This is a genomic window from Parafannyhessea sp. LCP19S3_B1, from assembly GCF_052121955.1.
Classification (GTDB): Bacteria; Actinomycetota; Coriobacteriia; order Coriobacteriales; family Atopobiaceae; genus Parafannyhessea.
Window position 1 is genome coordinate 1 of record NZ_JBQKDH010000016.1, and the last position, 23,460, is coordinate 23,460.

General features: G+C 63.2%; 17 protein-coding genes. 4 read left to right on the forward strand and 13 right to left on the reverse strand.

Going from position 1 to position 23,460, the window contains the following annotated elements; genetic code table 11:
- Positions 1-204: 204 nt before the first annotated feature.
- The 10 genes from ACTQWE_RS09125 to ACTQWE_RS09170 all read right to left on the reverse strand — a co-directional run bounded on the left by ACTQWE_RS09125 (position 205) and on the right by ACTQWE_RS09170 (position 16,633).
- Complete coding sequence (locus tag ACTQWE_RS09125; protein ID WP_373576277.1) at positions 205-591, reverse strand: VOC family protein; 387 nt, start codon at positions 589-591, stop codon at positions 205-207.
- Between the two features lie 239 nt (positions 592-830).
- Complete coding sequence (locus ACTQWE_RS09130) at positions 831-5,096, reverse strand: hypothetical protein (RefSeq protein WP_441921605.1); 4,266 nt, start codon at positions 5,094-5,096, stop codon at positions 831-833.
- A 72-nt stretch (positions 5,097-5,168) separates the two neighbouring features.
- Entirely contained in the window at positions 5,169-6,074 is a 906-nt protein-coding gene (locus ACTQWE_RS09135; protein WP_441855207.1) for a class C sortase, read from the reverse strand.
- Between the two features lie 72 nt (positions 6,075-6,146).
- On the reverse strand, positions 6,147-7,829 hold the full coding sequence (locus ACTQWE_RS09140; protein WP_441855206.1) for an isopeptide-forming domain-containing fimbrial protein: 1,683 nt from the start codon (positions 7,827-7,829) through the stop codon (positions 6,147-6,149).
- A gap of 128 nt (positions 7,830-7,957) precedes the next feature.
- Complete coding sequence (locus tag ACTQWE_RS09145) at positions 7,958-9,574, reverse strand: SpaA isopeptide-forming pilin-related protein (protein WP_441855205.1); 1,617 nt, start codon at positions 9,572-9,574, stop codon at positions 7,958-7,960.
- Positions 9,575-9,901: 327 nt separating this feature from the next.
- Complete coding sequence (locus ACTQWE_RS09150) at positions 9,902-10,624, reverse strand: DUF554 domain-containing protein (RefSeq protein ID WP_441855203.1); 723 nt, start codon at positions 10,622-10,624, stop codon at positions 9,902-9,904.
- Positions 10,625-10,722: 98 nt separating this feature from the next.
- A complete protein-coding gene (locus tag ACTQWE_RS09155) occupies positions 10,723-13,974 on the reverse strand; it encodes a DEAD/DEAH box helicase (protein WP_441855201.1) in 3,252 nt (1,083 codons plus the stop codon).
- A 202-nt stretch (positions 13,975-14,176) separates the two neighbouring features.
- Positions 14,177-15,133 carry a DMT family transporter gene (locus ACTQWE_RS09160; protein ID WP_441855199.1) on the reverse strand — a complete coding sequence of 319 codons (957 nt, stop codon included), beginning with the start codon at positions 15,131-15,133 and terminating at the stop codon, positions 14,177-14,179.
- Positions 15,133-16,062 carry a DMT family transporter gene (locus tag ACTQWE_RS09165; RefSeq protein ID WP_441855197.1) on the reverse strand — a complete coding sequence of 310 codons (930 nt, stop codon included), beginning with the start codon at positions 16,060-16,062 and terminating at the stop codon, positions 15,133-15,135. Before ACTQWE_RS09165 ends, ACTQWE_RS09160 begins: the two co-directional genes overlap by 1 nt.
- A gap of 136 nt (positions 16,063-16,198) precedes the next feature.
- Positions 16,199-16,633, reverse strand: a complete 435-nt coding sequence (locus ACTQWE_RS09170) for a nucleotidyltransferase substrate binding protein (RefSeq protein WP_441921607.1) — start codon at positions 16,631-16,633, stop codon at positions 16,199-16,201.
- 316 nt (positions 16,634-16,949) lie between these two features.
- Between ACTQWE_RS09170 and ACTQWE_RS09175 the strand changes: the two genes are divergently transcribed.
- Positions 16,950-17,642 carry an iron-sulfur cluster assembly scaffold protein gene (locus ACTQWE_RS09175; RefSeq protein ID WP_170104241.1) on the forward strand — a complete coding sequence of 231 codons (693 nt, stop codon included), beginning with the start codon at positions 16,950-16,952 and terminating at the stop codon, positions 17,640-17,642.
- 18 nt (positions 17,643-17,660) lie between these two features.
- Positions 17,661-18,665 carry a GGGtGRT protein gene (locus ACTQWE_RS09180; protein ID WP_170104240.1) on the forward strand — a complete coding sequence of 335 codons (1,005 nt, stop codon included), beginning with the start codon at positions 17,661-17,663 and terminating at the stop codon, positions 18,663-18,665.
- 160 nt (positions 18,666-18,825) lie between these two features.
- Here the strand turns inward: ACTQWE_RS09180 and ACTQWE_RS09185 are convergent, their stop codons facing one another.
- Both ACTQWE_RS09185 and larD read right to left on the reverse strand, forming a co-directional pair.
- The gene (locus tag ACTQWE_RS09185) at positions 18,826-19,665 is read right to left on the reverse strand and encodes an alpha/beta hydrolase (RefSeq protein ID WP_441855193.1); all 840 of its coding nucleotides are present in this window, start codon (positions 19,663-19,665) and stop codon (positions 18,826-18,828) included.
- Between the two features lie 220 nt (positions 19,666-19,885).
- Positions 19,886-20,617, reverse strand: a complete 732-nt coding sequence (larD, locus tag ACTQWE_RS09190) for a D/L-lactic acid transporter LarD (RefSeq protein ID WP_441855191.1) — start codon at positions 20,615-20,617, stop codon at positions 19,886-19,888.
- A 318-nt stretch (positions 20,618-20,935) separates the two neighbouring features.
- Here larD and ACTQWE_RS09195 point away from each other — a divergent pair, with 318 nt between their 5' ends.
- Positions 20,936-21,838: a DegV family protein gene (locus ACTQWE_RS09195; protein WP_441855189.1), complete on the forward strand. Its 903-nt coding sequence runs from the start codon at positions 20,936-20,938 to the stop codon at positions 21,836-21,838.
- A gap of 26 nt (positions 21,839-21,864) precedes the next feature.
- Here the strand turns inward: ACTQWE_RS09195 and murI are convergent, their stop codons facing one another.
- On the reverse strand, positions 21,865-22,635 hold the full coding sequence (gene murI / locus ACTQWE_RS09200) for a glutamate racemase (RefSeq protein WP_373576268.1): 771 nt from the start codon (positions 22,633-22,635) through the stop codon (positions 21,865-21,867).
- 255 nt (positions 22,636-22,890) lie between these two features.
- Between murI and ACTQWE_RS09205 the strand changes: the two genes are divergently transcribed.
- Positions 22,891-23,319, forward strand: a complete 429-nt coding sequence (locus ACTQWE_RS09205; RefSeq protein WP_090844851.1) for an FKBP-type peptidyl-prolyl cis-trans isomerase — start codon at positions 22,891-22,893, stop codon at positions 23,317-23,319.
- Positions 23,320-23,460 lie beyond the last annotated feature (141 nt).

The following is a 23,460-nucleotide window of genomic DNA, read 5'->3' on the forward strand; positions in this document are numbered from 1 at the left end:
CCCGCAATAACGCACTCGCACTGCCCGCCCCCCCCCCCCCCCGCGGGCGCGGGGGTGCGGGGGGGCCGCCCCCGCCCGCGGGCCCCCGCGCCCCTCTCGTTGCATCTTGCAGCCCGCGCACGCGCGCCATTGCCATTTCGGCATCCGATGCGGACGGCCATGCCAGCGCAAGCTGTCTTGGTCGCCGTTCCCATGCGCCTCGTGCTACTTCTGGACGGTCAGGTGGATGGCGAAGCCCGCGATCTCCTCCTGGAAGTACACCAGGAACGTCTTGCCGTCCTTCAGCACGCGCGAGGACTCGTTGATCTTGAAGCCGCGTGCCTCAAACCACTTCTCCGCCGCGGCGATGTCATCCACGTGGAACCCGATGTGGCCCTTCGTCCCGCGGCCGCGTCCAGGCCTCATGACCTCGATGTAGTCGCTCGCAAAAAGGGACGCCGGCGCGATCTCCATGCGCGCGAGCCCCATCAGGCGCTCGAAGTCGCCCACAATCTTTTCGACGTCCTCGTCGGTCTCCGCGTTGATGCCCACGTGTGCAAGATACATGCCAAACAGCTCGCGCGGGTCCTCGCTTTTGCTCTGGTCTGCCATCTTCAGCTCCCCTTTGTCAGTCGCTCGCATTCCCAACCCTCACAACCAGTCAGACTCTCGTCCGCAGATCATGGAAGGGCTCATCGCCCATTGTATGCAAACAGCACAGCCTTACCCTGGGCTCCGTCTCTTGTAACCTACAAGATATATGCAAAGGGGTGCGAGGAGCCTGCTGGCTCGTCGCACCCCTCTTTCATGCGTTAGCAGGTTGCTCGCAAGGCAATGCAGAAGTAAAAGACCTACTCGTGCCTTCTTCTCCTAACCCATGCAAATGCAGATGCTCCTAGGACCACGCAACCTGCGACTACCAGCCCAGCAAATCCACCTGCACCAGCCAACGGCATGGTCGTGACGGACGTCTTGTGATACGTGCTGCTGCTCTGGCCATCCGTTGCGTTGCCAATGGTCTCGATGGTCGCCGTGTTCACGTACATGGTCGTCTTCTTCACGGGGTCCTTGCGAACAACGGGCACCGTGATCGACACGCTTCCCTCCGAGGGAAGCTTGCTGATGTCAAACGACACGCCATCAGATCCTGTCTGATAGCTCACGACTGACTGGCTGTCAATCTTTGTTCCCGGCGCAACACCCAAGGAACTAGACTCGACCTTCATGTCAGAATCTGAATCGAGAGCCATACCCTTTGGAAGAACATCCTTCACGTGAATCCTTGTTACGTCAGGTAGAGAGTCGCTCTTCTGGGCGTTATTAGTCACCTTGATGGTGTAGGTCAGTTGCTTGTTCGCATCGTTTCCAATCTCAGCAGGACTTTCCACAGTACCAGACTTAGGATCGCAGGTCTTCTCGATTGATAGGTCTGCTGCCAGGAGTTTCACCGTACGATTGGCGGTTTGCACAGTAGTCATATCACCCGGAGCAGGTACAGCCCCTGTGAACATTCGCTTTGAAATCAGGGCCTCATTCTTCTCCGTTCGACCTTTACGCGAAGCGTCAGCCGTGGCCTTCAAGTGCACATAGGCCACCAAAGTACCCTTTTTATCCAGCACAAAGTCTTTTCCAGAATCAGTCTTGCGACAGTCAACGGCAACAGCCCTCACCGCAGAGGGGTCCTTCGGAGGCGTTTTGCTCCAGATACCACTGTCAAGCGAACGAGTCTTGTCCGTAGGCACCGATGTAGAGTACCACACCACAGGTCTGCAGGTGTCCTCTGTCTTAGAGCCAGTCGAATCACAGGTTGGCTTAGCTTCAATGCTTGAAACGTCGATGCTCTCAAAGCTTCCTACCGCGTTATTGTCCTCGGGACTGAATACGTCGTACAGGACAGCGTTATCCGTTCTTGTATCCGAAGCAGATGTGTACTGCAGACAATCGATATACCTGTCGCCAAGATAAGTGAATCCAGACGACTGATATACGGGGTTGATATCTGTCGAAACCCTAGAGCTGAATCCCGCCTGCAGTGCAGTTACATTGTTGAAATCCATTACTGCCTGCGTTGTGGCTACCTGATATCCTTTTGCCCAAGCTCTTTGTGCTGAGTCTTTAAAATACGTCCAGTCATCGAACCCCTTCCCCGTATATGAAGAGTCCTCGGCATTGGAATGTAAAATACTGTCCTTACCGGACGTGTTGATGAAAATCACACTGTTGGTTACCCTGCCACCCCGGTCTACGATATTGGTGTATGAATCATGCAATATATAGTTCAAACGAATACCAAGACCAGACCAATAGTTCGCAGCGTAAAGCTCTTTCTCAGGGAGGCTGTATGTGACCTTAAGTAGTGTTCTTCCGCTACCATTCCAATTTTTAATGAACTTCACATCATGATTCATGTTTGGAGTAATCACACCGAATGCGCTTCCGGTTCTGAGTCCGACCGTGACCTCATCTGCATTTGTGTAAGTTCCCGCTGGCAATAGGTCACAAAACACCCCGGACTGTGGGATATAGTTCTTCATGAACCTTGTGTTTCCGTACTCTGAACCACCCCATACATTAGTTCCATTATATATACTCACGCTTACTGGTAAGGTTCTTTCCAAGTTGTTTGGACTGTCACTCAGCTTGCTCTGATCAGTTTCTTTAATGAAGGCAGTCTTCGTGTATATAGGTCCTAATTCATAACTGACCAAATGCCAATATTGACCAGCCGTTTCATCGAAAGTCGCAACTTCCTTTCCTTCGACCAACTGAGAGCCAGAGGCAAATCCACCAATTGCACTATTGATGCCGTTGGAAATATCTTGTTTTAAACGCTGTTCTATTCGATCATCTGGAATGATTCTGAGTGAATAGCGTAGGCTAACATCTGATGCGAAGAATCGGCTCCCATTCTGCTTCATTTTGATTTGAACGGTATCGGAAGGCAAGGCTGCGCGACTATTGCTCCCGACGGATAGGCTCTTGCTCCCGTCTTTCTTTGTTAAGGTGTAAGTCGACCCCGCTTTAACGACTGTACCAAATTCTTCAAATTTACTTGACCCCGCTCTGCGAATCAGAATCTCAATCGGTTCGTATAACTTCAAATCATTGTTAGGCCTAGAAGAGCGCTGCCAACCCAACCCTTCTGTATACGTTGCGTCATATTCTTGGTCATTAACATAAAAAGAGGTAATACGATATTCGTTGTCCGTAAGCTTAATGGGATCATTAGCCGAGATATTACTAATGCTTGGGTTTTTCCCAAAATAGCTAGGCACAGCGGAGAACAGATAGTATGAGCCATCCTGCGCCTCAAACCCTGTTGATGAACTGTATGTCGAACTCTCGGAGTTCCACTTGGCTTTATTGTCGTAGTTGTAAGAGGAAATGACATAGTCTGGTAATGAAATGCTATGCCCCTGTTCCAAGAGTGATTGAGCGGCTTGCACCGTATACGTACGGTCCACAGCATTCTGCCTTGCTTTTGTAATCCCTCGTGCTGTCCCACCATCTGGCAAGGATTTGACAGCAAGGTCTCCTGTTGGACCATAGTCTCTCGAAACCTCGTGGCCGTCCTGCCATTGCTCCGACAACTTTACGCCATTGCTAATTGTAATCCCGTCTTTCGCCATATCAACGCCATTAGCTATAGCTTCTTTTACCATTTTAAGAGGATATCTCATTAATAGTGCATATATTTGATAATTATATCCACCACTAATGCTATTAGCATGCAGCATGCCCGAATACGCGGAGTCTGTTTTAGTCGGAGAGTTTGATATTCCAATCCATTGATTCTTTAATATCTCCGCATTGCCAGAAATTCCCGTATAGTTTGTATCTAGCCTGGAATTGATAATACCGGGAGTCGCGTAAGCTTCCAAATCTCGTTGGCTTGTGTACTTTTGTGCTCCAATTAGTTCGCCGCCGCCCGCCTTGGCAGAATCAACCGATATCGAATATTTATAGGGCATAGTAGATTTGCCGTCGCGATTATATGTTATATACCAAATAATATAAAAATATCTATTCGCATCGACCGGCCTACTGCCCCAAGCATCATCCCAAGAAAAGTATATGCCCTTGTTGGGGTCCTCGGTCGCGTGGGTAAGTGTTAGGGAAGATGAATTGACCTTCGTCAATACCTTTACGCTAATAATCTTTCTGGCGACCTCGCTATCGCTTATCTCGCACGAAACGGGAAAGCTACCCTCATACACGCCCATATCCGAACCATCAGCCTGAGTTTGTTGCCTCACATCAAGCATCGTAGGACGGAAACGATAGTCAATATCCAAGTCAAGCTCTGTCGCACCGTTGAGTTCCTTCGCATTCTGAATTACGTTGTACTTGACCTGTTGCCCATCTACCTCTCGCATCTCCTCTGTGTAATTAAAGTCCGTCACAGTGAGACTCGGCGCTTTAGGAATCATCCAACTAACTTGTTCAAGTGGAGTCCCCTTTCCGACGTTGTCCTCACACGCCACTAAAAGAGGGTCGTCCTTGTCCAAACCACGATAGAAGCCGGCAGGAACATAAATTTTCACTGAGCCAGCCTTGTACTTGGTCTTAGAATCACCCGCAAGCTTGAGGTAGACCTTCAACGTTGACTTGTGAAGGGTGTTTTCGCTTGGCGTGCAGGAGAAGTCCGTCCAGGTGTTTGAATCATCCTTTTTGAAGCCAGCGTTTGTGTAGCTTATCTCCTTGTCAGGAGCGTTGGTCCAGTGTGCCGTGAAGGTGGACTGGCCGTCCTTATTGTCGGAGGTGTCCTGCGACGGAGCCGCGGGAGCAGCCAGCGCTGCAGCACCGGAGTTGTCATTGGACTTCGAGTCCTTCTCGTCTGCGGCACCTGCCTTCTCGCCATCGTTCGACGAGGAGGAATCACTGCCGGTCGTGGTGGACTTGGAAGGCGTGGCCTCTTGGTTCTTCTCGCCCGTAGGCGTGGGCTTGCTGGTGGAGGCATCGCTCGTCGCATCGTTGGATGCGGACGTGGTGGTCTGCGTCTGCGGCGTGGTGCCAAGCGCCTCCGCGAGCCCCTGGGTAGGCGTGGTTGCCCAGGCCATCGCTATCGCGAGGACCGCCGTGAGCAGCTGCGTGGGCAGACCGTTTCTTCTGAACATGTTGGAACCCTCCGAACCAGAACTGTAAAGACCTTGGAGAGACGCGCCTTGCGGCGTGGATCGTGCTTGGTGCTAGCTGGACCTTCGTGCGTGTCGCGCGGGGGTGGTGGCGGGGGCGCGCCTGGATGGGGTGCGACCCCTTGCCTTGCGGCGGCCAACGTGCGCGCCGATGGCGAGCGCCGTGGCGAGGCCCGCGACGCCGAGCATTGCGGGGAGCGTGCGTCGGTTGACGTAGTTGCCGAGGTTTCCCGAGCCGGCGTCGCGGTCGAGCTTGCGGCTGGTGCGGTGGCCTCGGACGAGCAGACGGTGGTCGTTCACGCCGTAGGGCGTGCACGTGACGAGGAGGCAGGTGTCCTTGCCGGGCACGATCGCGATGGCCCGCTCCCACGCGTCCGTATCGTCCTGCGAGATGACCTTGATGCTGTCGACCTCGTACACGCACTCGCGACCGAGCGTCTCGAGCGCGAAGAGGTCGCCCTTGCGGAGCTCGCGGATGTCGTCGAACGCGCGCATGTCGGGCATGCCGGAGTGGGCGGAGACCACGCAGTTGGAGCTTGTGCCGCCGACGGGGAGGCTCGTGCTGGACACGTGGCCGACGCCCGCAGAGAGGGACTCCTGGCTCACGCCGTGGTAGACGGGCATCTGAAGGTTGATCTTGGGACACTCGACGTACGACATGTACGGGTGCGTGAGCGCGAGCTGCTGATCGTAGGGAAGCACCTTCTCGCTCACCTCCTGCCCCGCGAGAGCGGAGTTGTAGACGTCCGCCTGGTGAAGCTGCTGCTTTGCCTTGGAACTTTCTGACTCAGAGTAGGCAGACTCCATCTTGGAGACGGCCTGGCGGTCGCGGTACGTTGCCACCCAGTCTGACACGAGCGGGTAGAGCAGCATCACGAGGCCGAGAGCCATGCCCACCAAGGGAAGAATCCCCCAGATGCGCGAGCCCTTCTTGCCCGAGTGACGCCTGCCGCTACCCAATGGACATCCCCTCTTGTGCACGGCACCCTCCCGCCGCCATCGTGGCTTTGGGAGAGGCCATGCGCCGGTAAGCTACTCCGAATCAGCCGCGTTGCGACGGTGCCTGATGTAGGCGGCCGCAGAGATGACGAGAACCGCGGAGCCGTACACGACGAGCGCCGTGGTGCCCTTCATACCAGTGAGCGGCATGGTGATTTCCTTCTTGTCGCCCACGGTGACGGTGACGGTACCGGTCTGCACATCTGCCGCGGTGTCTTTCGCCGCCTGAAGCTGGTGGTCGCCCGTGATGCCGTTGGACTGGCCAGGGATGGCGTCGTCGTTGCCGGTAACCTGGTTGTCGATGGCGGTGAGGGTCTGGTTGTCGTCGCCGGCAATCGTCGGGGTAATCTTGATGGTGGTATCGGTAGTGGTGTCATAGCCAGTAGGAGCAGTTACCTCGTGGAGGGTATAGGTACCCTCGTCGAGGCCGTTGACCGAGACAGCGCCGTTCTCGTCGGTCGTCAGGTGTGCTTCCTGCTCGTTTTCGGTCTTGGAGCCATCTGCCTTGATGTACTTGCCATCGGTACCCTTGAGCGTGAACACGGCACCATTAAGGGTGGCCTCGGTGTCGCGGTCCTTCTTCACGAGGTTCAACCTGTAGGTGTAGCTCTTCGTCGTAGAAGGAGTCGGGGTGTCGGTGGTACCCTTCTCGCCCTGGTCAGCAGTCTTGGGATCGTTGCTGTAAGTAAGCTTCGCGCTGTTGGACAGGTTGTTGTTGGTGTCGGACCCGCCCTGGGCCTTGGTGTTAACAGTAGCCTTGTACTCCACCGTCACGTGCGTGTCCTTGTTTATGGTTATCGCCGTATCGTTCTCGTCGGTAGCCCTCTTGAGATCGGTGAACTCAACAGTGAGCGTAGAGGTGCCATCTTCATTCGTCCCGAGGTTCGTCGTGTAGCCACTCTTAACCGTGGTCTCGGCCTCTCCGTTCTTGACCTTAACCACAACGCTATTTCGGTCAGCCGTCAGGCCAGCGGACAGGGTATCGGTGAACTTGTAGTAGTACTTCGAGTAGGTGTCGATGTTATTCGCCACCGTGCCGTCGAGCTTGTAGTTCACGGTGTCGCCAACGCCCACGGAGTCGGCCTTCTTGTTGTCGTTCACCGTCTTCGAGATGGTGGGGAGGGAGTCCTTCTCCTTCACGAAAACGTCCTTGCCACCGACCACGGCGAAGATAGGAGCCGTGGCAACCTCGCCCGGCACGTCAAGCGATTTGGCATCGGTAACGAACAGCCAATAGCCGTCGGAAAGATTTACAGCCGTACCGGCGGTCACGGCCTTCGAGGAAAGCTTGCTGTTCTGCAGTGCCGTTGCCAGCTGATAGGCAACAGTGTTGGAAGCAACAGCCGTTTCGCTATTCGTTTTCTGGATGTTGGCTTTAATCCAGTCGGCACCATCCTGGGCGGTCGCGAACTTATCCGTGTGACCGTTCTTCGCTGCAACGCTCTCAACTACAGCCTCTGCGCCGTCAGCCCACTTGAGGTCGCTGACCGTCTTGCCGTCGGTCGAATTCTCGGAATCCTTCACCGCGGCAGTGAAGATCTGATAGCCCTTGAAGGACGTGGTCTGACCATCGGTCTTCGTGATGGTGATGTTGCCAGTTGCCGCACCGTCTGCCAGCGCGACGGTCGCCGGGATGACGGGAGACGCCGCCATCGCGAGGGCGAGCCCAGCCGCGACTGCCGAACGTGCCACCTTGCTCGAGAACTTTCCGTCCATGTGTACCATCCCTGTCTTTCTACTCGTGCGACGCGCGCCGCATTGACTTGGCTGTGTGTGGATTCCAACCCGCGCGGGGCCGTGGACGAGGGTCGAAGCCGACCCGGATTCCCTGATTCCTGATGGGGCTATGCCTCGTCGTTCTTGCGGCGGACGCGCCATGCCGTCCAGATCGCTGCCGCGCCACCGCAGACCAAAAGGACCGCACCGGCGATGCTCACGGGGTCGCCCGTCTTGGGGAGCATCTTGGAGATGCCGCCGGCAAGACGACCGAGTCCCGTGTTTGGCACGTTCCTCGCCGCGGGCTTCGCGACATCGGCGATGTTTACCCGTGCGACGCCCGAGGCGGGGTCGACGTCCTCCACCTTCGCCTTGGTAGCCTGCGCGGAGAAGCCCTTCGCCTGGGCATCTGCCCCTTTAAGCGTGACAGTCGCCGCATCGGCGGTGTTGTAGCCCTTTGGAGCGACGACCTCGGTGAGCGTGTAGCTGCCATCTCCGGTTCCGGGGATGGTGACCGAGCCGTCCGAGGAGGTCTTCCACACGGACGCCTTGTCCTTCTCGGCCGTGCGGGAGCCATCGGTGTCGACGTAGAGACCTTGGGAGTCCCTCACCGTGAAGCCGGCGCCGGAGAGCGCCTTGCCCGTGGCGGAGTCGACCTTGTGGATCCGGACGGACCAGGTGGCGACGCGGCACTGGCTTCCCGCCGTGGTCGTGGTGGCCTGCGTTGCCGCTACTTGGGCGGGAACGCGCAGGCGCAGCGGCGTCCTGAGGAGGAGCCTCGCGGCATGCATGGCACCCTGTGCGGGCGCCGCCACGACGGCCTGGGTGCGGGCGGGCTTGCGCGGGTACGAGAGCGTCGCCGTGTTGTCGTTGGTGTCCGCGAGGCCCGAGGTGGCCGAGGGCAGGAGCTTGGCGTCGTACGTTACCGTGACGGTGCGCACGTCCCCGCGCTGCGGGAGGACCTTCTTGAGGTCTGCAAACGAGACGGCAAGCGACGTGCCCTTGTAGGCGACCGTCGCGGCGGACGTGACGTCCTGGCCGTCCTCGCCACCCAGGCACACGCGCACGGTGGAATCGTCGATCCCGATGGAGGGATCGGAGACGTCGTCGAAGCGGTACGCGTACGCGGGGAAGCTGTCGTAGTTGCGCGGGACGGTGCCCACGATCTTGTAGTGGATGGTGTCGCCCACGGACGCGACGGCGAACTGGGACCAGTCGCCCGTGGTGCGCACGTACTTCTGCACGGTGGGAGCCTCGGCCTTCTCGGTCACGGTGCGGGCCGCGCCGCCGCCCACGAGCACGAGCACGGGGCTGGAATCCGCTGAGGAGACGAGCCAGTAGCCGTCGTCCAGCGTGACGGGCGTGCCGTCGGCCTTGATGTCCGCCTTGTCCGCAGCGGCGCCGGAGTCCTCCACGGCCCAGTCGATCCTGTTGGCGAGCTGGTCAGAGGTGTTGGCGGCAATCCAATCCGCCACGTCCTGCGCCGTGTCCGCGTTGGCACCGAGGCTACGCCAGTCGCCACGGCTGAGCGCACCCGTGAACTCGACGTCGCTCAGGCGCAGGTCGTCGCCCTTGCCGGTCACCTTGCCGGAAAGGACCCTCCACGCGCCGTAGTCGCGCGCGACACCATCCGAGGGCTGAATCGCGAGGGTGCCCTCCGCAAGCGCCTGGCGCGGCACCGCCACCAGCGCAAGCACGAGAGCCCCCAGCGCCAACGCCGCAACCCGCATATGACGTCTTGACATGACACTTCCCGTCTCGATGCACGTCCACGCAAAAAGCGCCCACCCACCCCCCGCGGCGTGCGGACGTTCTTATCTTCTGACAGGGTGTGGACACAAATTCGATACCTGAAACAAAGCTAAGTATAGTTACGACAAGGAGCTGCCCCCCCCCCGCAACATGGGGTATGGGAGAAAAGAGCATGCCTTCTTGACAATTACTATTGGGTTCGTGCCATTGGGACCGCGCACATGGACGCTCGTTCCCGCATGGGGGACGTTTGCTCCCGAGGGACGTCGTTCGCTCTGCGCGGCGGCGTTCGCTCTGCGCCGGAGACTTGCGCGGCGGGGCTACAGGACGGAGGCCACCACGCCCGCAAGCGGCACGAGTGCGATGGGCAGGAACGCCGCCGGCAGGATGTTTGCCACCTTGATGTTGGTGACGCCCATGAGGTTTGTGCCGACGGCAAGCAGCAGCACGGAGCCGGTGACGCCCATCTGCAGGATGACGGCATGGCTCAGGAGCGGGCCCACGAGGCTTGCGAGCACGCTCAGGACGCCCTCGTACACCACGAGGCTCACGCCGCAGAACGGCACGCCTATGCCCATGGTGGCCGCGAGCGGCAGGCACACCACGAGGTCGATCACGCCCTTTGCGATGAGGGTGGACGGGTCCAGCTGGATGCCGGCGGATATGGAGCCCAGTATCGCCATGGCGCCGGTGCAGCAGAACAGGGTGGACGCGACGAAGCCCTCGCTGAAGCTGCCCAGACGCTCGCCGCCGCCAAACAGCCTGTCCAGCCTGGCCTGGGCCCAGTCGCCCAGGCGGCGCACCCACCTGTCCAGGTCGATGGCGTAGCCCACGACCGAGCCCAGGGCCACGGCCATGGTGACCACCGCGATAGAGCCGCCTTTTGCGACCATGCCCTGCACGGCCACGAGCACCACGCACAGGCCCTGGCCCTTAAGGAGGAAGTCGCCCAGGTCGTCCGAAACGTGACGCTTGAACAGCAGGCCGAGCACACCGCCCACGAAAGCCTCGAGGCCGTTCATGAGCGCACCAAAAAGTACCACGTTCTTCTCCCCCAGTTGCGCAGGGCGGATTTCCTGCGAAAACGACATGTAGCTGTGAATGGTACACCAAGCGCGGCGGCAAGGCGCCCTTGGCGGCGCTACCTCCCCAGCAGGTCCACCAGGTCCTCCTTGCGCAGGCTCGAGAGCGACGTGCCGCCGCCCTCGCCCACCACCTGGTTGGCGAGCTCGCTCTTGGCCTCCTGCAGCGCCAGGATCCTGTCCTCCACGGTGTCGCGGGCGATGACCTTGTACACCGTGACCTCGCGCGTCTGGCCAATGCGGTGGGCGCGGTCCGTGGCCTGGTTCTGCGCGGCGGCGTTCCACCACGGGTCCGCGTGCACCACCACGGAGGCGCCCGTGAGGTTGAGGCCGGTGCCGCCCGCCTTGAGCGAAATCAGGAACACGGGCGTGTCGTCCTGGTTGAACGAATCCACCAACTGAAGGCGGCGCTTCTTGGGCGTGGCGCCCGTGAGCATGTAGTGGGCGACGCCGTGCGCGTCCAGCCGCTGCGCAATGAGGTCCAGGTAGCTTGTGAACTGCGAGAACACCAGGACCTTGGCCTGGGCGTCCACCACGCGCTCCACGAGCGAGAAGATCGTGTCGAGCTTGGCCGAGGGGCCGTCGTAGTCCTCGTACACCAGGCGAGGGTCGCAGCACAGCTGACGCAGGCGCATGAGCTCCGCGAGCACCTGCAGCTTGCCGCGGGTGAACTCCTGGTCGGTCTGGGACGTGAGCGAGAGGCGCAGCGCCTGCTCGTGCGCGTTGTACAGCTGGCGCTGCTCGCCCTCGAGCTGCGCGTACACCACCTGCTCCAGCTTGTCGGGCAGGTCGCTCAGCACGTCGCGCTTCAGGCGGCGCAGCACGAACGGGCCTATGGCCGCGCGCAGCCTGTTGGCGCAGTCCGCGTCGCCCGCGAGGATGGGGTCCTCGTACCTCTCGCGAAAGCGGTCGTAGCCGCCCAGGAGCCCCGGCATGAGGTAGTCGAATATGCTCCAGAGCTCGGACAGGCGGTTCTCGATGGGCGTGCCCGTGAGCGCGAAGCGGTGCCGCGCCGTGACGGCCTTCACCGCGCGGGCAGAGAGCGTCTCGTGGTTCTTTATGTACTGCGCCTCGTCCAGGACCTCGCACCAGAACTCCGTGGGGGCGTAGCCCTCTATGTCGCGGCGCAGCAGGTCGTAGCTGGTTATGAGCACCTCGTGGCCGCGCTCGCGGCGGATGCGGGCGCGCTCCGGCGCCGTGCCCACCACGGGCGCCACGTCCATCTGGGGCGCGAACTTCTGGAACTCCGCCACCCAGTTGTAGACCAGGGAGGACGGGCACACCACGAGGCTCGTGCCCCTGCCGCGGTTTGCCAGCAGGAAGGATATCATCTGCACGGACTTGCCCAGACCCATCTCGTCCGCGAGGATGCCGCCAAAGCCCATGGCCGCAAGCGCGCTGAGCCACTGGAAGCCGGCGCGCTGGTACGGGCGCAGCTGGCCCGCGATCGCGGCGGGCGGCTCGAAGCGCTTGGGGTCCACGGAGCGAAATCCGTCAACGTACGCGCGGAACGACTCGTCCTTCTGCTCGTCCGTCATGATGTTGTCGAGCAGGAACGCCTTGTAACTGGGAATGCTCACCTCGCCGGCCGCAAGGTCGCGCGCGGTCAGGCCAAGCTCCTCCGCGAGGGCGGCCGCCTGCGAAAGGTCCGCGCCGGCAAGGTCCACGAACGATCCGTCGCGCAGCCGGTGGAAGCGCTGGTGGCGGCGGTAGCTGGCAAGCAGGCCAAACAGCTCGTCCAGCGGCAGGTCGTCCGCGGAGACCCTCAGGTTGATGAGGTTCGACCGCACGGAGAGCCCCACCTGCACCCTCGGCGCCTCGCGGCGCAGCATCCGGTCGAACGCGTCCGTCACGTGGACGGTGCCCGCCTCGCGAAGGCGGGCCATGCCGTCCAAAAGCAGCCTCGCGATGGCGGGAGTGTCCTTCTCGCCTATGGTCGCCACCGTGCCGCCCGCGGCCGGCAGCCTGAAGTACTGCTGCACCAGCTGGCGCGCCCGGGCCTCCCCCGCGGCGTCGCGCGCGTAGTCCGGCACGGCGTCGGGGTCGCGCGTGAGCACGGAGAGCCGGCGGGCGCCGTAGCTGGCCTCCGCGCGGCACGTCACGCCCGTGCGCACGTGGTCCAGGTAGAAGTCCAGCGTGAGGGGCTGCGGCATCTGGTCCAGCACCTCCTGCGGCGCGTCCACGCGCATGGCCTCGCCCACGCGGGGCAGCACCGCGGCCGCAAAGCGCGGCACGTCGCGCTCGCCCAGAAGCACCCGGGGCGCGTGGCTCGAATACACGCTCGTAAGGAACGGCGCCACGTCCAGCAGCCGCTTGGAGCAGCGGAAGAGCGCGTCGCGCGTCAGCGCGTACAGGTGGCCAGGCGTCGTGAAGAACTCCGCCTCGCCCTCGCGCTCCAGGTCGAACGCGCCATAGCGCGCCTCCTTAAGCCGCAGGCCCACCTGGGGGTCGCCGTCCGCGACGGTCACGTCGCGCGCCGGCTGCTGCACGCCCTCCGTCACCACCTCGACCTCGATCGTGCGGCCAACGTGTAGCGCTATGAGCTCGTCCAACTCTGGCGGCGAGAGCCGCAGCTCGCGGCCTATGGGCGTCTGCAGCCCCGGCATGCCATACACGCGCGGCGACACGCGCGAAGACGCGAAGGAGCGCCTGTTCTGCACGGCGCGCACCAGAAGCTCCGCCACGGGGCGTGACTGTGCGTCGAACATGTCGAGCGAGTGCACGAACGCGAGCTTCTTGCCGTACTCGTGAAACGCGCCCGCCAAGATGTCCTGCGCAAGGTCGCCCACGTCGCGCACCACGTACGAGCCGCGCGGCCCCGCTATCCTCAGGCGCAGGTACCAGTCGTACTCGTGCTCGAGCGTCACCTTGAGGCCCACGGTCCCAGGCGCCGCGTCCGTCGCGGAGGCCACGCGCACCGGGGCCGGCGCGCACGCGCGGTCCAGGTAGTCGCCCAGCACGCGCGAGGTGCCCGTCTGGCCCTGCGGGCTGTGGCCCTTGTACGCGCCCGCGTTGCGGTTGAAGTCCAGCGCCAGCGCGATGCTGTGCTTGCACGGCCCCGGGTAGCGCCGCGCCGCCGGGCAGGTGCAGTGGTAGTCCACCACCTCGTCCGCGGCCTCGTCAATGGTGATGCCGCAGCGGTAGTGGTCCTCGTATCCGCTCGAGCTGTCGACGCACGCCTCGATGCTGATGCGCGAGCCGCTGTAGCTGCAGGAGCGGTTCCATATGCGGTCGCTGCGCTGCGCTATGATGCGCCCACGCCCCAGCACCGCCGGCCTGCAGACCTTGGACAGCGACTTCTCGGATATCAAGCGACGACCTCCTGCCCCTCTTTCCTGCGCGACGCCACGCCCGCGCCACATGGCGACCCCGCGGGCGAGAAGAACGTGTTCCCGTCGTTGGTGCCATATCGTAAGCCATTCGTTCCCGCAATTGCGAAAACCGGCGTCTCGCGTATCTTTTTAGCGTAGCGCGTTTCGGGCGCGGCGGAGGCGTGTTTCTCCAACGGCCCCGTCAGCCGCGCGCCTTCGCGCGGACGAGCGGTCCCAGCCCAAACTGGCTCACGGTGATCGCCACGAAGATGAGGACGAAGCCCACCATCAGAGAGGGCGTGACCTTCTCGCCGTAGAACACGATGGAGAACAGCACCGCGAACACGCTCTCGAGCGAGAGCAGGAGCGCGGCCTGCGCCGGCGGCACGTGGCGCTGGCCAACGTTCTGCAGCAGCAGCGCCGCCACCGTGGAGCCAAGCACCACGTAGGCCATGCACCCCCAGAACCGCGGCGTCAGCGCGGCGAAGTTGGGCACGGGCTCCGCCACCAGCGCCACGGCGGTGCACAGCACGGCCGAAAGCGCAAACATCACCGTCGTGATGACCATGGCGTCGTGCGCGCGCCCAAAGCGGCCCACGGCCACGATGTTGAGCGCGAAGAACAGGGACGAAACGAGCGTGACCACGTCGCCAAACCCCAGGCCAAAGCCGCGCTCGCCGGAAAGCGCCAGAAACCCCACGCCCGTAAGGCACAAGAGCGCCGCAACCACGCTGTTTGCGCCGGGCCGCCTGCGCAGGAACGCCCAGTTAAGAAACGGCACCATCACGCAGTACGTCGCCGTGAGAAACGCGTTCCTGCCGGGCGTGGTGCCCGAAAGGCCCACGTTCTGGATGATGAACGCGACGGCCTCCGGAAGGCCGATCGCCACGCCCGCCAGCACGTGGCTCGCGTCCAGGTAGCGCGCGAGGCGGCGGTGGAAGATGACAACCATCACCAGCGTCGCCAGGCAGAAGCGCACCGCGATGATCCAGATGGGGGTCATGGCGTCCAGCGTGTCCTTCAGGACCACGAACGCGCCTCCCCAGATGACGGCCGCAAGCAGCAGCCCCAGCTCGAACGCCCACACCGGCGGCTCGCGGCGCGCGCCCGCGGCACTCGTTCCCGCGCCCGCGCCCGCGCGCAACGCTTCCCTCGACACTACAGCCTCCCCCTTCTGGCCTCGGCCCTCAGCTCGTCCGCCTGCCGGCGGTCGGGCGCAAACTGGCTCACCAGGACCGCCCCGAAGATGAGGGCGAACCCCGCAAGCAGGGAGGGCGTGATCTTCTCGCCGTAGAACGCGACGGAGAACGCCGCCGCGAACACGCTCTCGAACGAGAGCAGGAGTGCCACCTGGGACGACGGCAGGTGCCGCTGTGCGACGTTCTGCACGAGCAGCCCCACGACGGTGGTCGCAATGGTTATGTACGCCAGCTCTGCGGCGAACTCCGCCGTGAACGCGGATGCCGCGGGCGCCGGCTCAAGCGCGACCGCCCACCCCAGGCACACGAGCGCGCACGTCGCAAGCATGACGAACGTCAGGCACACGGCGTCGTGCGCGCGGCCCAGGCGCCCTACGGCCACCATGTTGCTCGCGTACATCAGCGCGGAGAGGAGCGTGAGCCAGTCGCCCGCGCCCAGGCTCAAGCTCTGCCGCCCCGTAAGCGACAGCAGCCCCACCCCGGCCAGGCACATGAGCGCCGCTACCACGTTGTTTGCGCCCGGCCGACGGCGCTCGACCGCCCACGCCAGAAACGGCACCATCACGCAGTACGTGGCCGTGAGGAACGCGTTGCGCCCGGGCGAGGTCTGCGTGAGTCCCAGGTTCTGCAGCAGAAACCCCAGCGCCTCCGGCAGGCCCACCACCACGCCGGCCAGCACGTGGCTGAGGTCGATGGTCCGCGCGATGCGCCGCCAGAATGCCACGCCCAGCACAAGGGCCGCCAGCCCAAAGCGCATGGCAAGCAGCCACGACGTGGCCACGGCCTCCATCGCGTCCTTTATCACCACGTACGACGCGCCGTACGCCACGGTGGTCAGCACCACGGCCACGGCGTACGCCCAGCTTGGTATGTTCCGGGGAGTGTTCATCCCACCGATTATATGGCATGGGCGGCGGCGCCCTGGGCAAGAAGGACGTGCCACGAGGGGTCGCGGCACACGGGCGCGCGACGGCCTTCGGACACGCACAATCCCGCATACAGCCCGACGCCGCCTGGCGTGGGGCCTACTTCGGAAGCCCGGCCACGACCTCGCGCATGTCCCGCTCGAACGCCGCGAGCGCGGGAATGTAGCGCTCCAGGATGTCGCGCGCGGCGACCGCGGACACGCTCGGATTGTCCAGAGTGGCATCATGTATCTGTGGAAGCTCGCTCCTGAGCCGCAGCATGGAAAGCCAGCTCTTCTCGTCCGTAATCAGCCCGTTGTAGAGCGCCTTGGAAAGGAGCTCGCGCGTGGTCCCCTCCGGGAAGTCGTCGACGCCCCAACCGTCCGCCAAGACGCACCGCATGGTCGCGCACGCGGAGTCGAACGCGCGCGAGAACTGGTCCAGCAGCCCGCAGAGCACGTAGTCGTCGGCGAAGACCGGCTTCTGATACGCCAACGCGAGGGATGCGTTTAGCCTGACAAGCCGACCCAGCCCGATTTCGTAGCCCATCGTCATCCGCAGCCTCCATGCCCACGGTGAGCACCCAAACCAAGGGCGCCGCACTTCTCGTGCGTGCGAATGATTATAGGTGCCGCGCGTGCTTGCGCCCTCCCCCGCCCGGGACGACAGCCATCAATCGCGACACCAAATGACCACGCTTCCGCGTCAAGTCCCGCCCCTAACGATATTTCTACCGAACTTGAATGTATTGTGGCGACAAACACACGCCGTGGCATAAAATGGGTCTGACCGGCCGCATGGGCCAGTCACACACCGGACAGTGGCGCGCGGGACAAGGCCCGACGCGCTTGATGTGGTGGAGAGGAGAACCATGCAGTATTCCGCAGAAGTGGAGCGTATGTGCACTGTCGCCAAGGGCGCATACCACGGTCCTGCGCCCATTCCCGAGGAGGGCAAGTGGGTCCAGGCCAAGGAGATCTCTGACATCTCTGGCTACACGCACGGTGTAGGCTGGTGCGCACCCCAGCAGGGCGCCTGCAAGCTCAGCCTCAACGTCAAGCAGGGTGTCATTGAGGAGTGCCTGATCGAGACGATCGGCTGCTCCGGCATGACGCACTCCGCGGCAATGGCGGCCGAGATCCTTCCCGGCAAGACCATCCTCGAGGCGCTGAACACCGACCTCGTCTGCGACGCCATCAACGTCGCCATGCGCGAGCTCTTCCTGCAGATCGTCTACGGCCGCACCCAGACTGCGTTCTCCGAGGACGGCCTGCCCGTCGGCACCGGCCTCGACGACCTTGGCAAGGGCCTCCGCTCCATGGTGGGCACCACCTACGGCACCAAGGCCAAGGGCGCCCGCTACCTCGAGCTGACCCAGGGCTACATCACGAAGATGGCCCTCAACAAGGACGACGAGATCATCGGCTTCGAGTTCCTTAACCTCGGCAAGTTCACCGACGCCATCAAGGCCGGCACCGATCCCAAGGAGGCCGTCGAGGGCGCCATGGGCCGCTACGGCCAGTGGGACAACCCCGCCAAGGTCATCGATCCTCGCGAAGAGTAGGAAGGGAGCTGAATACACATGGCAATCACGTTCGAAGGCTACGAGCGCCGCATCGACAAGATCAACAAGACCTGCGCAGAGTACGGCATTGCTGACCTTGAGGAAGCTCGCAAGATCTGCACCGACCTCGGCTTCGATCCCTACCAGATCACCGAGGGCATTCAGTCCATCGCGTTCGAGAACGCAAAGTGGGCATACGTCCTTGGCTGCGCCATCGCCGTCAAGAAGGGCGTAAAGACCGCGTCCGAGGCCGCCGCCGCCATCGGCATCGGCCTGCAGGCGTTCTGCGTCCCCGGCTCCGTCGCCGAGGAGCGCAAGGTCGGCCTGGGCCACGGCAACCTGGGCGCCATGCTGCTTGGCGAGGACACCGAGTGCTTCGCGTTCCTGGCCGGCCACGAGTCCTTCGCTGCCGCCGAGGGCGCCATCGGCATCGCCAACAACGCCAACAAGGCCCGCAAGAAGCCGCTGCGCGTCATCCTGAACGGCCTTGGCAAGGACGCCGCCCAGATCATCGCCCGCATCAACGGCTTCACCTACGTCCAGACCAAGTTCGACTACTACACCAGCGAGCTTGAGATCGTGCGCGAGGTCCCCTACTCCGAGGGCCCGCGTGCCGCCGTCAAGTGCTACGGCGCCGACGACGTCCGCGAGGGCGTTGCCATCATGTGGCACGAGAACGTCGACATCTCGATCACCGGCAACTCCACCAACCCCACGCGCTTCCAGCACCCCGTCGCGGGCACCTACTTCAAGGAGCGCGTCCTGGCCGGCAAGAAGTACTTCTCCGTCGCCTCTGGTGGCGGCACCGGCCGCACGCTGCACCCGGACAACATGGCCGCCGGCCCTGCCTCCTACGGCATGACCGACACCATGGGCCGCATGCACTCCAGCGCCCAGTTCGCCGGCTCCAGCTCCGTGCCTGCGCACGTTGACATGATGGGCCTCATCGGCATGGGCAACAACCCCATGGTCGGCTGCACCGTCGCGTGCGCCGTCGCCGTCGAGGAAGCCCTCACCAAGTAGGACCTTTCCCCACAAGGGCAGCACGGGACCCGTCACCTCGGTGGCGGGTCCCGTTTTTTGCGCGCACGCACGCGCGCCGCGGGCGAGAAGGACGGCGCCCATCGCCCCGGCACGCTCGGCGTGACGCCGGCACGGGCTTCCGACGCTGGGGGCGCCTGACCTACAACGTCCCCGCAAGGCTCACGATTGCCTGGACGGTCGCCTCCACCTGCTCCCCGCCAGATGTCGTGGCCTTACGGTCACCGTCCTGCCTGCCGTAGCTGCCAAACCCCGCGTGGTTTCCGCCCCTGATCCGCACCTCGCGGTAGTCGCTCGGCAGGTTTGCAAGGCAGCTGTTGTATCTGTCGCGGTTGAGAACGCCATCGCGCGTTCCAGTAACAAGCAGGACGCGAAGCCCGCTTTTGGAAATTTCGCCGGAAGAGTATGCCGCAAGCAGCACAAGCCCCCGGTACTCGCTCGCGTGGCTCCCGGCATAGCTTGCGGCCATCGCACCTCCCAGGGAGTGGCCGCCCATCATCCATGGCACGTTCAGGGGGTCGCACCCCGCCGCTCTCAGTGCATCCTCAAGCTCGCCCCGGCTGCGGTCCGCCGCGTTCGGTGCAAGCACCGCAAGGTTCTCGGGCATCCGGGTGAGCGCGCACGCAATGCCGCGCTCCGCAAGGCGCCGCAGCAGGGGCGCGTACGCGGTCGCCTCCACCTTGCCGCCGGGATAGAACACGAGCGCGGCGCTTACGCGGCCCGCATCGCTCGGCACAAACAGCACGTCACCGCTGTCGAGCCGCTTTACCCGCACTTCGGAAGAGGTCTCAAGCGCCTCCCACGCAGTCGCCGTCGCATGGCTGTAACTTGCGGCGTAGATGTGGATTCCCAGGCAAAGGACGAGCAAGACCGCCACAAGCGCCACGACCATCCCCAGCAGCACCCTGCGCACGCGATGGCGCTTCCCATGGCCCTGTCCTCCTCCGCCAAGAGGGGCGTTCTGCTCCCCGCGTCTTCCCATGCAAGCTCCCTTCAAAACGCACTCGGATTGTCTCAGGCTAGCACGGCCGCGTCGCGGCAGCGCGCGGGCGAGAAAAACTTTTATGCCCCGTGACAGGCGTCGCGGGAAGCGCCGCTAACGTTCCCGTCATAAAAAGGGCGCCCCGTAGGAGCGCCCTTGCGGAAGTCCTATGTTGCCCGTGTTGACCTCGTGTTGCCCGAAGGCGGTGTCGCGCCAGGCCCTAGAACATGCCCAGGAAGCCGTGGACGAAGAGCGCGGCGAGCGCCGCGCCCACAAACGGGGCGATGCCCGGCACGATCAGGCCGTACTTCCAGTTGTTGTCGCACTTGCCCTTGATGGGGAGCAGCTGGTAGGCAAGGCGGGGACCAAGGTCGCGCGCCTGGTTCATGGCGAATCCGGTGATGCCGCCCATGCCCATGCCCACGGCCCACACGATGATTCCGACGGAGATGGCAAGCAGCAGGACGTTGTCGCCGGCGCGGCTGGCGGCGGCGAGGATGGCGGAGATGAAGACGAAGGTGCAGGTGGCCTCGCAGAAGAAGTCACGCGGGAGGTTCTGGACGATGGGGTTGGTGCTGAAGATGTTGCGCTTTGCGACGGCGCTCACCTCGGGGTCGCCCTCGGACGCCTTGAAGTCGTCCGCGTACATGAACCACGCCAGGACCGCACCGAAGAACGCGCCGAGTATGTCCGCCACGACGTACGGCACGAAGCTGGACCACGGCACCAGGCCGATCATGCACTGCGCAAGCACCATGGCCGGGTTCATGCAGACGGCGCCGCCAAAGATGAAGAGCGCGACGGAGATGCCGAACGACCACGTGGTGATTGCGAACATGTGGCCGGAGCCGTGGTACTTGGTGCCCTTGAGCACGGTGTCGCAGTGAACCCCGACACCGAACACGATCATGAGGGCAGTAGCCCCAAACTCCGCCAGAACGTTGTACGGCATTGCTTCTCCTTACGCCATGGGCTTTGCCACCTGCGATCGGCTGCACCCCGCGAGCAGGCGACGTCTACGGACAATATTTTACCGCTCACCAAATACGCAACCTCTTTAAGAGTTGTGAAGATGGCCAATCCCGCGAATAAACACAGCGCGATTGGGAATGCCCTCGGAATCGCGTCAAGTTGCCGCCAAATGGCTCGCGTGCCATAAAATTCCAACACTTATTGGGTACTCTGTCTAAAAACACAGGCGAGAAGGACGGCCGCCAAGGGCCGCAGCCTACACGTGCGCCCCGTGACGGCGGCGCGGTAAGGAGCCCGTTTGAACGACTACATCCTAAGCTGCTGCTCCACGGTCGACGTGACCGAGGACTTTCTGCGCAGCCGCGACATCGAGTACGTGTACTTCAACTACAACATCGACGGCGAGGCCTGCCACGACGACTTTGGCCGCACCAACTCCCCCGCCACGCTGTACGCGCGCATGCTCGCCGGCGCGGACGTGGTGACGTCCCAGGTGTCCGTGGGCGAGTACCAGGAGTTCTGGCGGCCGTTCCTCGAGGCCGGCAAAGATGTGCTGCACGTAACGCTGTCCTCCGGCATATCCGGCACGTACAACTCCGCATGCACCGCGCGAGACCTGCTGAAGGACGAGTACCCCAACCAGAAGATCGTGGTGGTGGACTCGTTGTGCGCCTCCTCCGGCTACGGCATGCTCATGGACAGGCTCGCCGACCTCAGGCGCGAGGGCATGGGTCTGGAGGAGCTTGCGGCCTGGGCCAGGCAGCACCGCCAGGAGGTGCAGCACTGGTTCTTCTCGTCAGACCTGACGTTCTTCGTGCGCGGCGGGCGCATCAGCAAGGTCGCGGGCGTCGCGGGCGGGCTGCTGCGCATCTGCCCCGTGATGGACGTGGCGCCGGACGGGAGCCTTGCCGTGATCGAGAAGATTCGCACGAAGGCGAAGGCCGAGAGGCGCGTGGTCGACATCATGCGCGCGACCGCCTTTGGGGGCGAGCGCTACACGGGACGCGCCTTTCTGTGCAACTCCGAGTGCGCGGACGACGCACGCGACGTCGCCACGATGGTTGAGCAGGCGTTTCCGCAGATGGACGGCCATGTGCAGGTGTTCGACATCGGCGCCACCATCGGCTGCCACACGGGACCGGGCACCGTGGCGCTGTTCTTCTGGGGCGATGCCGCCGGCAGGAAGTCGGCCGCAAGGTAGCGTCGTGCCCGGAAGTCCCGGTGCGCCTAGCAGTCCTGGTTGAAGAACCACTGGTACAGGTCGAGCTCGCCCGGCTTGCTCAGGCTGGTCTCGAACGTGACGGAGCCGGGCTCGTCCTCCGGCTTCAGGAGGTCCGCCTTCGCGAGCAGACTCCTCAGGCGGCGGGCCGTGCCCTCGGCGCCGTCGAAGAACGGGACGTCGCCCACCACGGAGCGAATCTGCCGCCGCACGAACGGGTAGTGCGTGCAGCCCAGAACGACGCTGTCCACCGTGCCGCGGTACTGCCCCACCAGACGCTCCAGCAGCTCCGTGAGGTCCGGCGCGTCCAGGTTGCCCTGCTCGATGCGGGCGGCAAGGCCGGGGCACGGCGCGGGGATGACGGTGGAGTCAGACCCCCACTCCTGCGCGAGCTTGTGGAACTTGTCGAGCTTGAGGGTGATGGGCGTCGCCATGACCAGGATGCGGTCGTGCCTGGGGGCAAGCGTCGCCGGCTTGAGCGCGGGTTCCACGCCCACGATGGGAAGGTCCGGGTAGTCGCCGCGCAGGCGGGCGGCCGCGACGCTCGTCGCGGTGTTGCACGCGATCACGATGGCCTTTGCGCCGCCGTCCAGCAGACGCTCCACGTTTGCGCGCGAGAGCCTCAGCACCTCGTCCGTGCTCTTCTCGCCATACGGCGCGTTTGCCGAGTCGCCAAAGAACACGAAGTCCTCGTGCGGCAGCGCGGCAACCATGCTGCGCAGGACGCTGATGCCGCCGACGCCGGAGTCGAAGACGCCGACACAACCCTCTTTGCCCAAAACGTGCCTCCATCCCGGCGCCGCGGGTGCGGCGCTTTGCCCGTGCGCCCGCGCGGGCGCAGGTAGATAGTCTACCGCACCGTTGTCGAACTTGTATGTGCCGCCGGGCGCGCCGGCCCCTTTGGGCGGCGGGCGGCGCCGTCATTTGTGGCGGCTCGGTGGGCGGAGGCGCGCTGTCGGCCTTGCCCGCATGGCGCGCGTGCCTTTTGGGTAACCTTGTGCCATCCGCACAAAGGCGAAAGACAGGAGCATTCCTTGAGCAACGAAGGCAAGAAGGTCAAGGTCCACTACACGGGCACCCTCGACGACGGCACCAAGTTCGACTCTTCGTACGACCGCAACGAGCCGCTGGCATTTACCTGCATGGCGGGACAGATGATCGCCGGCTTCGACAACGCGGTGAAGGACATGGAGCCCGGCCAGACGGTCAACGTGCGCCTGGAGCCCAAGGACGCGTACGGCGAGCACCGCGACGACCTGGTCCAGACCATCCCCCTGGCGCAGCTGCCCGGCGCGGAGGAGCTCGAGCCCGGCGCCAAGGTCATGCTCTCTGGCATGGACGGCCGTCCGTTCCCCGCGCAGGTGGTCGAGAAGGACGAGTCCACGATCACGTTTGACCTCAACCACGAGATGGCGGGCAAGGCCCTGAACTTCGAGATCACCCTGCTCGAGGTCGAGGACTAACCGGGCCTCACGCCACGGGAGCATATACTCCATGCAGCCGCCTGCGTCCACGGACGCGGGTGGCTTTTTGTTGCCGCGCGGATGCAGCGTGCCCAGGGCACCGCACGGGCCCACCCAAGCGGCGCCGAGGGCAGGTTCGAG